This is a genomic window from Pantoea sp. AG702 (assembly GCF_003182295.1).
GTDB classification, from domain to species: domain Bacteria; phylum Pseudomonadota; class Gammaproteobacteria; order Enterobacterales; family Enterobacteriaceae; genus Pantoea; species Pantoea ananatis.
Genome location: NZ_QGTU01000004.1, coordinates 376,756 through 391,073 on the forward strand (window position 1 = coordinate 376,756; position 14,318 = coordinate 391,073).

A 14,318-nucleotide genomic window follows, 5' to 3' on the forward strand; every position below is an offset into this window, starting at 1 on the left:
TGTTCGCGCCTTTTAAAACGGGTTGGCTATTGCAAAGAAGGAAGAAGGTCACCGCTGTTTTTTTGACGATCGATACCCATGATGTCGAGCAGGTTATCGACGGCAGCGGCGTAACGGACGGTGGCATCCCACCCGTCATAAAGCGCAGTGATTCGCGCGCTGTCGGCCTGAAACACATCCTGCTCAACGCTAAGCAGATCGTTCAGGCTGCGTTTACTGAGCCGGTACTCATCGGCATACACGTTGCGCGTATGTTCAGCGCTGGCTAACTGCGCCTCTCCCGCCAGCTGACGCTGCTGAGCACCGATCATATCGGCGTAAGATGTGGAGGCGTTTTGATTAATCGTGAGTTTGGCTTGCTGTACCGCAGCCTGGGCGGCCAGCCGATCGCCCTCCGCTGACTGGGTTTTGGCATTGACGAGACCGCCCTGATAGAGCGGCGCTTCTACCTGAAGCTGGACTTCATCGTCCCAGTATGAGCGGGTATCGTTTTCGTAACGCGTCCGGCCAGCCTGAACCTTGATGCTGGGCCAGTGACCCGATTGCGCCTGACGGACCCGTTCGCGGGCGGCTTCCTGTTTGTATTGCGCACTGCGCACCGATGCGCTGTTTTCATAGGCGATTTTGTCCAGGGTAATTTGCTGTTGTAACAGCGCCTGGGGCAGCTCAGGCAGTGTGGCAGGCACCACGCCAGTCAGGACGGTAAGCTGCGCGTTGGCAGAACGCAGTTGGGCCAGATACTGTTCACGCGTGGCATGCATGGCGGCGATACGGGTTTCGGCCTGCAGCACATCTGACTGAGAGTTGAGCCCGGCATCTGCACGCATTTTGGCAATGTCACGTACGTGCTCCAGCGAGGCGATATTCGTCTGTGCCGTGGCGGCGAGTGCCTGATAACGTTTGACTTCCAGATAAGACTGTAAGGCCTCTTTAGCCACCTGCGTCATGGCGTCAAATAACCCGAAGCGGTAGGCATCTGACAGGGCATGCTGCTCGTCAATGGCACCGTTAGTGCGGCCAAAGTCATATAACAGCTGGCTGAGGGTGATTCCGCCGGACCCATTGTTATTCAGACTGCCAGATGAGTCGGTTTGATGTGAGCGCCCCGCGGCCCCCTGAAGCGATATCTGGGGATACCAGGCGCTTTGCGCGGCACTCAGATCGCCTTCACCAATATGAATCTGCGCCGCCGCCTCGGAAATTTTTGGGTTGCGTGCGAAGGCTCGAAGGATGGCTTCCCGCAGGGTCAAAATGGCGACCTGCTCTTCGCTGGGTGCTGCGCGCCAGTTGAACTCCGCTTTCGGTAAGGGGGCGGCAAATGCCGCGGGCAGGACCAGGCCATTCAGGGCGTAAAAAAACAGGGCTAAACGCGCTTTGTTCATTATTCATACCAACAGGTTTTCTTATGATCATTCGATGACGTCCTGGTGATTTCAGTATGTAAAAAAAGCAAGGGCACGATAAGCATCACGCATTTTATTGTTAATTTATTTAATGCGTTCAGTAAAGACCGCTAAGCGCGAGTTACTATTAATAGTACATACAGAGAAAGTGGTCATGTTAAAAATCACCAATTATCAAATATATTTACTGAAAGGCGATTTTTTAAACAGACACCATTCCCTGCCACTACTTAAGATAAAATTAACGACATCGATTTTAAAAAGTCATATTTCTTACCATTGAGTCACGAGCGGCCGTCAGTCGGAACGCTGCACTCTCAGGTCCTGGAAGGTCTCGTGATTGTTATTAATGAAGCGGTTGTCAGGCAAGGCGGCATCAAAAGGCGACGATTACGCTTCCTGTCGAACCGGCGTTAATCTGCCCGTTACTCTGGGTCGGTACAGCGTTACCCGAAGTCAAGATAAAACGGCCTGTTTCATCTATCCGTTAGTGGCCGGATGCCCTCACGGCGTGCTTACCCCATGCTGACATGTTGCCAGGAAGAGTGGCGGAATGTTGAAAGCCATGTTGCAGAAAAAAGCAGCGGAAGCTTGCGCAACCGCTGCTGTGGGTAAGTGCTTAACGTGAATATCGTATGTTAAACGATGTGTACCTGCAGATTGTGTTGAATCAGAACATCGCCCAACGTGTTGTCATTGGTGAGCGCCGAGTTATGGTAGACCTCGTAGGACTGACCATTCACCATGCGTTCGCCACTGATTTCCCACGTGCCCCCCTGGCCATTGACCAGCGTGACAAGGCTACCGTCGGCCCCTTTAATCACCAGGTCATCGCTTTGTTGGTCAGTGATATTCAGCGCCTCGTTGAGATCCAGCTTCACAGCGTTCGTGCCGCTCTGGCCGAGATCGAGCACTTCAATGTTTTCCACTTTCAGACCAAGATCGGTAAGATCCAACGTCAGATGATCGCCGTTCAGCACCAGCGTATCGGTTCCTGCACCGCCATCGATATGGCTGAAGTTCAGATCGCTGACCACAACCGTATCGGCACCACTACTCCCATTTACCGATGCGCCTTCCACGATGCTGCCATCTGCCAGCGTAATGACCACCCCGCCGATGCTGTAACTTTCGTCAACAGGCGTGTCTGTTACGGCTGCCGTTTCAGCGACTGCCGCCGCCGCGACGCCGGTATTGTCCTCCGACGCATTGACCGGCGCGGCCACATCGGCTTCGGTGGTCAGCGTTGAAGCCACGTGCACCGTCGGCGTTGCCTCTTCGGTGGACTGCGTGTTGTGCTGCGTATCATGGCCCGCCGCGGTTGCACTGTCGTCCACCAGTGAGAACAGCGCAACGGACTCGGTCGTTGACGCCGTGGTAACCGGCAACAAAGCGCCTAACAATAGCGTATTGGTCGTGGTGTAGCTGTTGCCCGCCACATCCGTAATCGTGACCTTCGCCAGCGTATTGAGCGACAGCAGCAGTCCCCCAACCGATAACAGCGCGGGGCTGAAGTTAGCCGCGTAGCGTCCGAGCGCATCCGTGGTGGTGTTAATCGTCGGCCCATTGCTGCCGTTAGCCAGCAGCAGCGTAACGCTGACTTTTGACCCCTGCGCCGCATTCAGAGAGCCCCCCTGCACCGTCAGCCCGTTGATCAGCGATGACACCACACTCAGCACAGGATCGACGCCCAGAAGCGGCTGATAGTGCGACAGCGCCGTGAAGCTGCTGGTGGCTGTGGTACTGTTACCGCCCACGTCGGTGATGGTAACGGCTACAGCATGGCTGCCATCCGCAATGCCTTTCAGGGTGGCTGATGGCACACTGATACTCCAGGCACCGTTACTGCCAATCGTCGTGGTGAAAATGTTGCCCGCCACGTTGACGGAAACCCGTCCCCCAATCGCGTTACTGCTCGTACCGCTAATGGTTTCTGCAACATTCGCCTCGGCAATATTCAGATAACCATCCCCACCAAAGTAGCTGTTGATGCCCGCCGTTGGCGTGGTCCGGCTGGCAACGCCCAGCGAAGCCGAGGCATTACCGCTGTTGCCCACGCCATTCGTCACGCTTGCCGTGACGGTATAGAGTCCATCCGCGATCGCCGCGAGATTAGAGGCCGAAACCGGAAGGCTCCAGTTGCCGTTGCTGCTGACCGTGGTAGTAAAGGTCTGGCCGCCAATCGTCACCTGCACCAGCGACCCTTCCGCATTGGTCGCCGTACCGCTAATCGTCTGGGTGGTTTTCACATCGGCCACGCTTAATGCGTTATCACCAAACAGCGAAGTAATGGTTACGGCGGGTGGGGTATTACTGATGACGGTCAGGCTGCCGCTGCCTGTCACGGTGTTGCCATTCACATCTGTGGCGGTCACCGCAACCGCTTTAATGCCATCGCTGATACCGGTTAAATCACCTTTTGGCACGCTGATTGTCCAGTTGCCACCGCTGATCACTTTCGTTGAATAGGTAATGCCGTTGAGCGTAGCACTGACCGTCGCCCCGGCAGCCAGATTCGATGTCCCGCTGATGGTCTGGTTAGAGGCCAGGTCCGCAGCACTGAGGATGCCGTCACCAAACACGGTATTGACCGTCAGGGTGGGTTGAGTCAGCCCCAGCTGCACACCGCCGCTGGTGGAGGTGGTGTTACCCACGGCGTCGGTAACCGAGGCACTCACGGTAAAGTTACCGCCGAGCAGCGTAGCCAGAATGGCGGGGGAAACGGTGGCCGAGAAGGTGCCGTCGTTGTTAACGATCGCCGTTGCCGTGGTATTACCAATCGCCAGCCTGACGGTACTGCCTGCGGCTACGCCGGTGGCGGTACCGCTGATGGTCTGGGTGACCAGCGACTCGGCAATATTCAAAATGCCGTCACCAAACAGTGGGTTGAGCGTGACTTTAGGTAAGGTATTAATCCCTACCGTGGCCGACGCCGTGCTACTGGTCGTATTCCCTGCCGCATCCGTGACGCTGACGCCGACCGTCAGCGTACCGTCCGTCAGGCCCTGGAGCAGCCTTGGCGTCAGTGACACAGCAAAGTTCCCGCTGGCGTCCGTTGCCGTCACGATTTGCTGGCCGCCAATCGTCACTACGACACGGGAACCGGCCTCTGCACCGTTCACCACGCCGCCAATCGTCTGGCCCAGTAACGCATCCGCGGCATTTAACAGGCCATCGCCAAACAGCGGACTGATCGTGAGGGTAGGCGCGATGGTATCGACGCGAATACCGGCGCTGGTAGAGGCGGTGTTACCGGCCTGATCGGTGACCGTGGCGCCAATCGTGAGATTTCCCTGCGTCAGAGTACTCAAAATATCCGGCGCAACCGTGGCGGTGAACGTGCCGTTGCTGCCGACCGTTGCCGTGACCTGGCTGTTCCCCACGTTCAGCGTGACCACCGAACCGGCAGCAACGTTATTCACCACGCCGCTGATGGTCTGGCTGGTGGCAATATCAACCAGGTTAAGCACGCCATCACCAAACAGCGACGTCAGGCTGATGGTCGGCGTTTGTGTGAAGATACCAATGGTTGCGCTATTGCTGGCTACGTTACCGACGGCATCGGTGACAGTCACGCCCAGCGTCAGATTGCCATTAAGTAAGGAAGAGAGATCGCCGGACGGCAGCGTCACGCTCCAGTTGCCCCCGGCTTGCACCGTGGTGTTATACGTCTTCGTCCCCAGGATAACGGTCACGCGTGAGCCCACTGCCGCGTTCTCGATAATCCCGCCAATCTGTTGATCAACCGCGGCCTCGGCAATATTCAGCAGATTATCGCCGCCAAACAGACCGGTCAGGTTATCCACGACAGGTACGGCATTCACGATGGCATTGACCGTTTCACCCACGCTGCGGCTGTTGCCTGCTGCATCGGTTAACGTCACGTTCAGGGCCAGTTCACCGTCGCTCAGCAGGCCGAGAACACTGGGGGGAACAACAATCGCCCACTTCCCGTCCTGGCCCACGGCGCTGGTCAGGGTAGTGCCGCCGATCGTGACCGCGACAGTTGCGCCTACGCCTGCAGAGGTCGCCGTACCGGTAATGGTCTGGGCAATCGTGGTGTCGATCGCGCTCAGCGTGCCGTCACCAAAGACAGAATCCACTACCAGCGTCAAGGCGGCATTGACCACTTTGTTCACGGTAATCGTGGCATCCGTCTGGTTGCCAGCCTGATCGTTGACGCGCACGCCAAAGACCAGCGCACCGTCGTTGAGGCTGGACAGCACCTGCGGCGTGAGGTCAATGCTCCAGACGCCGTTAGCGCCAATGATCCCGGTGGCGACAGGGGCGCCATCGCCCACGTACAGGGAAATGGTTTGTCCCTCTTCCGCACCGGTTGTCCGGCCCGTTAATACCTGCCCGACAGCAACATCGGCGGCGTTAATCAGGTTATCGCCGAGGAAGGCGTCAATCTCAATCAGTGGTGCTGCGGTATCGACGTTAATGGTGCGGCTGGCACTGCCCACGTTGCCGGCGGCATCGGTCAACTGCGCATTAATGGTCGTTTCACCGTTGGCCAACGCCTGCATATCACTGGCTGGCACGCTGGTAGACCAGGTGCCGTCGCCCTGCACGATCCCCGTGTAGGTTTTGCCATTTAGGGTAACCGTTACCGTACGTCCCGTTTCGCTGGTGTCCGCCGTACCGCTAATGGTCTGACGCGTTGAACTTTCACTGGCGTTAACCACATCGTCACCCGTGAAGCTGTTAATCGTCAGTACCGGTGCCGTCAGATCGATCTGAACGGTGCCGCTGGTGGTCACGGTATCCGTTCCGTCGGTGGCATTGACGGTAATCGTGACCGGGCCATCAGTGCTGCCAAAATCACTGACCGGTAAGGTTGCCGTCGTCCAGTTGCCGTTAGCATCAATCGTCGTGCTGTAGTCCACGCCGTTGATCACGACGGTAACGACACCGGTGGCACCGAGATTTTGTGACGTTCCACTCACCACGACGCCACCTGCCTGCTGATCGACCGTGCTGATGATGTTATCACCCGATACGGTGCCCAGCGTGACCAGCGGTCCTGGTGGGGGTGTAAGATCAACCGGCACCGTCAGATCCTGCGTGACCGGGTTGCCCGCCAGGTCGCTGACGGCAAGCGTTAACGTGGTATCCGGTGCGACGAAGGTGCTCATTTGTTCTGGCGTCAGGGTCAGACTCCAGGCGCCGTTGGCACCGACAACCGCCGTACCTAACAGCGTGCCGTTATAGGAGACAGTTAACTGTGACCCGGTCTCCGCACCGTTAGCGATGCCGCTTAACACCTGAGGCTGAATACTCTCGGCATAATCCAGCCCATCATCACCTGCAAACGTCACGCCGGTGATCGTTGGCGCTGTTGTGTCGATTACCAGGGATTCGTTGAGCGTCGTACTGTTACCGGCAGGATCGGTGACGGTGATGGCTAACGAATAGGTGCCATCGGTTAAGGCGCTCAGTTGCGCGTTACTCAACGGCAATGTCCAGCTTCCATCCGCCGCTATCTGGGCAGTGAAATCGGTGATGCCGATAGTCACCACAACCTGTTGCCCGGCGCCGGTTTCACCGGTATTGCCCGTCAGCGTGATACCGTTCTCGACGTCAGTGGCGTTGACATAGCCGTTGCGTGGCAGCGGATCCACGCTCGGGGCTGGCGGTGTCAGATCGGCGGTAAAGTCAAACTGTGCCGTAGCCGGATTACCCGTTGCATCCACCACATTCACCGTCACGCTGTGCGGGCCACTTCCGATGGTATTCAACGCATTAGGTGGGATCGTGACGCTCCAGTTACCATTCGCATCAACGGTACCCGGATAGCGTGTTCCATCCAGATCCACGCTGATGCTTGCCGCCTGGTTTGCACCGAGGCTACCGGTCGTCCCGGTCAGCGTTACGCCAGCAGCGGCCTCGCTGATGTTCAGCACGTTATCACCACCAAACTGCAGGTCAGTAAAGGTGGGCACGGGAACGGTGACGGCGGTGACCACATTGAGCGTAGTGCTGTCAGTGTTGCCGGCAATATCCGTGGCGTTGACGGTAATAACATGACTGCCGTTGGGGATCTGCGCCATCTGCGCCGGCGTCAGGACCAGTGACCAGCTTCCGTCCGGCAGAACGGTTGCATTCAGTGGCAAATCGTTATTAAAGCCGCTGATGGTCACCGTTACTGTCTGGCCCTCGCCGCTGATACCTGTCGAGCCGGTCAGCGTCTGGTCTTGTGCCGCTTCAGCCGCATTCAGTGCTCCGTCACCGAACGGCAGAGTCAGGCTGACATCCGGCAGAGTTTGTATTGCTACCACAATGTTGCTGTTTATCGTGGCCGTGTTGCCGTTGGTGTCCGTCATGGTTACCGCAACGGGCCAGTTACCGTCTGGCAGCGTCTGCAGTAATGCCGATGGCAGAGCCAGGGACCAGGTGCCATCACCGTTGAGCGTGGCGGCATAGGCCGTACCGTTGACGGTTACCGTAACGGAGGCGGCATTATCAATATTCAGATTGCCGCTCAGGGTGCCATCTGCCTGCGCCTCTATCGCGTTGATACGGCCATCACCAAATGGCGTGTTCAGCGTCGGTTCGGGGATAGGTGCCGTGGCCGTCGTAAAGTCTTGCGTAACGGCAACAGAAGTATTACCGGCCCGGTCAGTGGTGATCACGCTGATCGTGTGCGTTCCGTCTGCCAGACCGGCAATCACGTCGGGCGGCAGGCTGGCGCTCCAGTTACCGTTCGCATCGACAGAGACGGTTAGCGGCGTGCCGTCTACGCTGACGCTGACGGTTTGTCCATCGCCAAACGGCGTGGTGCCGGTGATCAGCTGCACGGAGGCGGCTTCAGTGGTATTAATCACATTATCGCCAAACAACGTGGCAGCTATGGTCGGATCGGCCGGTACGGTCACCAGAATCTCAACGCCTGCGCTGACTTCAGCCGGGTTGCCTGCCGCATCGTTGGCCGTCACCACCACCTGGGTCAGGCCATCGGGTAAGGCATCGAGCGCGCCCGGTGCCAGCGTTAAGGTCCATGCACCGTTGGCACCAACGGTCGTATTAAACGGCTGATCGCCGATCGTCACCGTGATCGGGCTACCCTCTGGCAGATTAGTCGCACTGCCGCTCAGGGTGAGTTCACCGGCAGCATCGGCCTGACTGACAATGCCATCACCAAATGGCGTATCCAGCGTCAGCTCCGGCAGTGTGCGGAAGGCCACATCCAGCGTGGTGCTGGTGTTGGTAGTGACATTGCCGCTGGCGTCCGTTGCGGTAATCGTCAGCGTCTGGAGCCCGTCATTGAGCTGCTGCAAATCCGCGGCGGGGATTGCCAGTGACCAGACACCATTCTCATCTGCACTGGTGATGTAGGTGATTTGGTTCAGGACGACGGTGATCTGCGCGCCCGGATCGCTGTTGCCATTCACGGTCAGATCCTGCAGCAACTCGGCCAGATTAAGCGATGTGCCTGCACTCAGGCTGATATCACTCAATACCGGTAATGTCGTGTCAATCGCGACATTGTGGTTAGTCAGGGCGGTATTACCTGCTACGTCATTTGCCGTGACGACAAAGGTCTGTTGCGAGCCGGAAGGCAGACCACTCAGAGCCGAAGACGGCACGGAGACCGTCCAGTTACCCGCCGCGTCAACGGTGCCGGTGTAGCCGACGTTGTTCAGCGTGACGGTCACTACCGTTCCCTCTGCCAGTTGCGTACTGCTGCCGCTGACATCCAGATCCGCTCCGGCTTCAATGGCGTTGATAATGTCATCACTGGCGACCACATCCACGCTCAGGGTCGGCAGCGCCGCGCCACTGGCAATAACATTAAGGGTCGCATCGCTGCTGGTCGGGTTGCCTGCGCTGTCGGCGGCACTCACCACCACACTCTGAGGACCGTCCGGTAAGACACTGACGTCAGCCTGTGGAATGGTCACCGTCCAGCGGCCATCTGCCTGCACTTCCCCAGTGTAGCTTTGCCCGTTGAGCGAAACGGTGATCACCTGACCAGCGGTCAAATTCGTACTGCCGCCGCTGATGGTTAAGTCCGCAGCCGCTTCGCCCTGGTTAAGGTAATTATCCCCGCTGATGGCATCGAGGGTCAGTACCGGAAGCGACGCGCTGTCTGCGACGCGCGTCAGGGTCTGGGTGAGCGTGGTCTGGTTGCCTGCGGCATCGGTCAGCGTGACGTCCAGTGAGTAAGAGCCATCCGGCAAGCCCTGCATGACGCTGGCGGGTATCTCAAGAACCCAGGTACCGTCAATCAAGACAAGGGTTTGATAGGTTTCGCCCTGAAGCGTCACCGTCACCGTTTGCCCTGCATCGGCCAGCGATGCTGTACCCGAAACGGAAATATTTTGCAGAATTTCCAGCGAGTTAATCTGATTATCACCGGTTACAGGATTCAGGCTGAGTTCCGGTGGAGTAAAGTCAACGGTGATTGCGCTGCTCAGGCTGCCGCTGCTGCCTGTCGCATCGCTAACGGTGACGACAAGCGTATTTGTGCCTTCGGGCAAGGCCTGCAGGACGGTACTACTCAGCGTGACCGTCCAGTTGCCCTGAGCATCCACCGTGGCTGCATAGTCATTACCGCCTAGCGTGACGGTCACAATCTGGCCTGCGCCGGTCAGCCCTGTCGTGCCCGTCAGCGTTTGTTCACTGGCTGCCTCAATCTGACCCAGGTAGCTGTCGGCAAAAGGCGTATCAATGCTTATCGCTAATGTACCGGTCGCCACGGTAATATCACGGGTTTCAGTTGAAAGGTTCCCCGCAGGATCGCTGACGCTCACAGTCAGGGTATAACTGCCCGCTGCGACGTCTGCCAGGGCGCCCGCTGGCAGCGCAAAGCTCCAGTTGCCGTCAGCACCTACCGTGGTGTTCCATACCTGGTTATTCAGGGTGATGGTCACAACCTGCCCCTCGCCCGCATCGCTGCTGCCGCTCAGGACGATCGGCGCCGTGCTTTCTGCGGCGTCTACGATATTGTCCCCGGCGACGGGATCAAGCGTCAGGGTCGGTGGCGTGAGGTCAACATTAACGTTACCGCTTACCTCGCGGCTGTTCCCTGCCGCGTCCGTGACCGTGACGGTATAGTCCGTGCTGCCTTCATTCAGTGCGGCTAAGGCATTGGCAGGAAGACTCACACGCCAGTTACCATTTCCGTCTACCGTACCGGTATAAACATTGCCGCCCAGGGAAACGCTCACGGTCTGGCCCACACCGCTTACGCCGGTCGTTCCGCTAAGCTGCTGTACGCTGGAAATATCCGTGGCATTCAGGATCCCGTCGCCGAAGGCCGTGATCACCACAGGATTGGGAACATTGTTAATCGCGACATTGAGCGTGGCTGAACTGCTCAGCGCCGCGCCCGTTGTATCCGTCGTCGTTACGGTTAAGGCCGCAGGGCCATCCGTCAGGGCTGCCAGAGCGGATGGTGGGACGATCACGCTCCATGTACCGCCAGCAGAGACCACGGCGGTGTAAGTGACATTATTAAACTGCAGCGTGACAGTGCTGTCCGGTGCCACATTGACGGTGGTTCCCGTAATGATCAACGGTTCCCCCGCCTCGCTGGCATTCAGGAAGTTATCTCCGCTTATCGTATCAAGCGCCACACCGGAAGCATTACTGTTGACCGTCAACGCAAGATCCGTCGAGGTGGTATTGCCTGCGGCATCGCTGACGGCAACTGTATAGGTGGCGCTACCATCGGCCAGCGCCGACAGAACGGAAGCAGGAACCGTGAGGCGCCACGATCCGTCCGCCAGAACGGTACCGCTAAACACGTCACTGCCCACGGTCAGCGTCACAACCTGCCCCGCCTCCACGTTGGTGGTGGTGCCCGACAGTTCCTGATTGACCTGACGTTCAGCGCCGTCAACCAGATTGTCACCGGCAAACGGGTTCAGGGTCAGCGTGGGTAATGAAGCCGCATCGGCTTTCACCGTCAGGCTGCTGGTGTCCGTTGTGATATTGCCCGCGGTGTCGGTAGCAGTGATGGTCAGGGGATAGCTGCCGTTGGTCAGATCGCTCAGTGCCGCAGCCGGTACTTCCAGCGTCCAGCTCCCGTCCGGATTGGCGGTGGTGCTGACGGTGGTTCCGTTAATGTTGACTACGATAACGGCATTACCTTCGCTGTTACCGCTCAGGACCAGGGGCTGCTGAAGTTCAACTGCATTAAGAACACCATCGCCAGACGGTGTTGCTACCGTCAGGGCTGGCGGTAAAGTATCGACCGTCACGCTGCCGGCGGCATTACTGGTGTTGCCGGCAATGTCGGTAAGGGTAACCGTATAAGGCACCGATCCCTGTGGCAGTGTTGAGAGCACCGCTGAAGGAATGTTCACCTGCCAGTTACCGGTGTTATCGACAATACCGGTGTAGTTGACGCCATTGAGCGTAACCACAACGCGCTGGCCTTCCCCGGTTACGCCACTGTTGCCGGTGATAGCACCGCCCGCTGCCGCTTCACTGCCGTTCAGTACGCCATCGACAAACGCATCGCCCGGTGTCGCAACCGGTACATCGGTCGCCACAACGTTGATATTCGAGGTGCTGGTTGCCAGCGTATTGCCGTCCGCATCGGTAATGGTGGTGGTAACAGGAAGCGCGCCGTTGGGTAAGCCAACGAGGCTGCCCGCCGGCAGCGTCACCGTCCAGGTGCCATCCGCGCCTACCGTACCGGTGTAGTTGTTACCGTTAACGGTGACGTTAACAATGCTGCCAGCCGGGATATTGCTGGTGCTACCGCTAAGCACGATCTCACTCGCCACGTCATCGGCATTAAGATAATTGTTGTTTCCTGCCGGAGCCAAGGCAACGCTGCTTCCTGTTGCGTCAACCTGGAAGGTCAGTTCGGTGCTGGTGGTATTACCTGCGGCATTCACCACGGTGACGGTCAGAGCCTGACTGCCCTCAGCCAGCGTTGCCAATGCTACGGGTGGTATAACGATGCTCCAGTTACCGCTTGCTTCTACCGTACCGGTATAGGTTATACCGTTAATGGTGACGCTAACTTGCTGTCCGGCCTCTACGTTTGTTGAGGTACCGGTGAGCGTTTGTGGCAGTTTTTGTTCTGAACCATCCAGCACGCCATCACCCGCAAAGGTGCCGCTGTTCACACTCAATGTTGGCTGCACTTCTGGTGCCGTTGCGACGTTCAGTTCGCTGGTGAACGTCGTCTGACTGCCATTGGCGTTGGTAATGGTGACTGTAAAAGGATTTCTACCCGAGGGTAACGCAGCCAAATCGGACTGATCGATACGGAATGACCAGCGTCCATTGGTGCTGACCAGCGTGCGGTAGAATCTGCCGTTAAGTGACATCGTGACCTGATCGCCATTCTGCCCGGTACCGCTCAATATCAGCGGCTGTGTCAGATCGCTTACGCTGAGCGTATTGTCACCACCCACGGGATCCACACCTAATGAAGGCGGTTGCGTATCGACATTGACCGTGCTGGTCTGTGTCACCACATTCCCGGCCTGATCGATCGCGCTTACCACAAGCGGATTATTGCCCTGTGGCAGTGCAGCCAGATCGGCCGCAGGTACGGTCACACTCCAGCTTCCGTCATTATTTACTGGCAGATCATAGATTTTACCGCCGAGCTGAACCTGTACCTGCTGGCCAGCCCCGGTGACACCGGTATTGCCGCTTAATACCTGATCGCTGCTGCTTTCGGTATTATTGAGAATACCGTCACTCAGCGAGCCGCTATCAAGCGAGATGGCAGGCAGCGTAGTGGCCTGTAGGGTCATATCGGCGGTGTTGGACAGCAGATTACCATTGGCATCCACGGTGCTGATGGTGATTTGTTTCACCCCATCACTGACGCCACTAAAGGCACCGGACGGAATGATGACGGACCAGAGTCCATTGGCATCAACGGTGCCGGTGTAATCGACACCATTAAAGTTCACAACGACCTGCTGCCCCTGGGCCACCCCTGCGACCGATCCTTTTACGGTCAATCCTTGAGCTGCTTCCTGAGCGTTAATAAAACCGTCGCCGCCCAGCGGCTGCGTGATAACCAGTGTACCTGCTGCACCTGCTGGCGCTTCGACGGTAAACGGCTGACTGTCTGTCGCATTATTACCTGCGGTGTTCGTCACACTTGCGTCGATGGTGGCCGCACCCGCCGCTAACCCAGCAAGCGCTACCGACGGCACGCTCAGGCTCCAGCTGCCGTCCGGCCCAACTGTGCTGGTGTAGGTCTGGCCGCCCAGCGTCACGGTGACGGTCTGGCCCGCCTCCACGTTGCTGGTGGTACCGGACACCAGCTGATCGCTGGCCTTCTCGCTGTTGTCCAGGACGTTGTCACCGGCAAAGTCATTCACCGTTATCGTCGGTGGGCCTGGAGGGGTAACCGGTGCGTCAACCGTAATCACCTGCTCAGTACTGGCTGCCGTTCCCGCCGCGTTGCTCACGGTCACGTTGAGCGTGGTGGTGCCCGCGGCCAGCGCGGTCAGCGCTGCAGAAGGCACGCTCAGGCTCCAGCTGCCGTCGGCCCCGACGGTCGTGGTATAGGTCTGGCCGCCCAGCGTCACGGTAACGGTCTGGCCCGCCTCCACGTTGCTGGTGGTGCCGGAGACCAGCTGATCGCTGGCCTTCTCGCTGTTGTCCAGGACGTTGTCACCGGCAAAGGGATCAAGGGTCAGGGTCGGTGCGCCCGGCGTGGTAACGGGTGCGTCAACCGTAATCACCTGCTCAGCACTGGCCGCCGTTCCCGCCGCGTTGCTCACGGTCACGTTGAGCGTGGTGGTGCCCGCGGCCAGCGCGGTCAGCGCCGCCGAAGGTACGCTCAGGCTCCAGCTGCCGTCGGCCCCGACGGTCGTGGTATAGGTCTGGCCGCCCAGCGTCACGGTAACGGTCTGGCCCGCCTCCACGTTGCTGGTGGTGCCGGAGACCAGCTGATCGCTGGCCTTCTCGCTGTTGTCCAGAACGTTG

At 58.3% G+C, this 14,318-nt stretch carries 2 protein-coding genes; both read right to left on the minus strand.

What is annotated here, in order from left to right:
• Nucleotides 1-26: 26 nt before the first annotated feature.
• The gene (locus DFO57_RS14015) at nt 27-1,382 is read right to left on the minus strand and encodes a TolC family outer membrane protein (RefSeq protein ID WP_013026484.1); all 1,356 of its coding nucleotides are present in this window, start codon (nt 1,380-1,382) and stop codon (nt 27-29) included.
• Nucleotides 1,383-2,041: 659 nt separating this feature from the next.
• On the minus strand, nt 2,042-14,318 hold a 12,277-nt coding region (locus DFO57_RS14020), incomplete at its 5' end, for an Ig-like domain-containing protein (protein ID WP_233255865.1).

Excerpts from the sequence above, each read along its gene's own strand:
- DFO57_RS14015 (WP_013026484.1), bottom strand. The coding sequence starts at position 1,382 with ATGAACAAAGCGCGTTTAGCCCTGTTTTTTTACGCCCTGAATGGCCTG.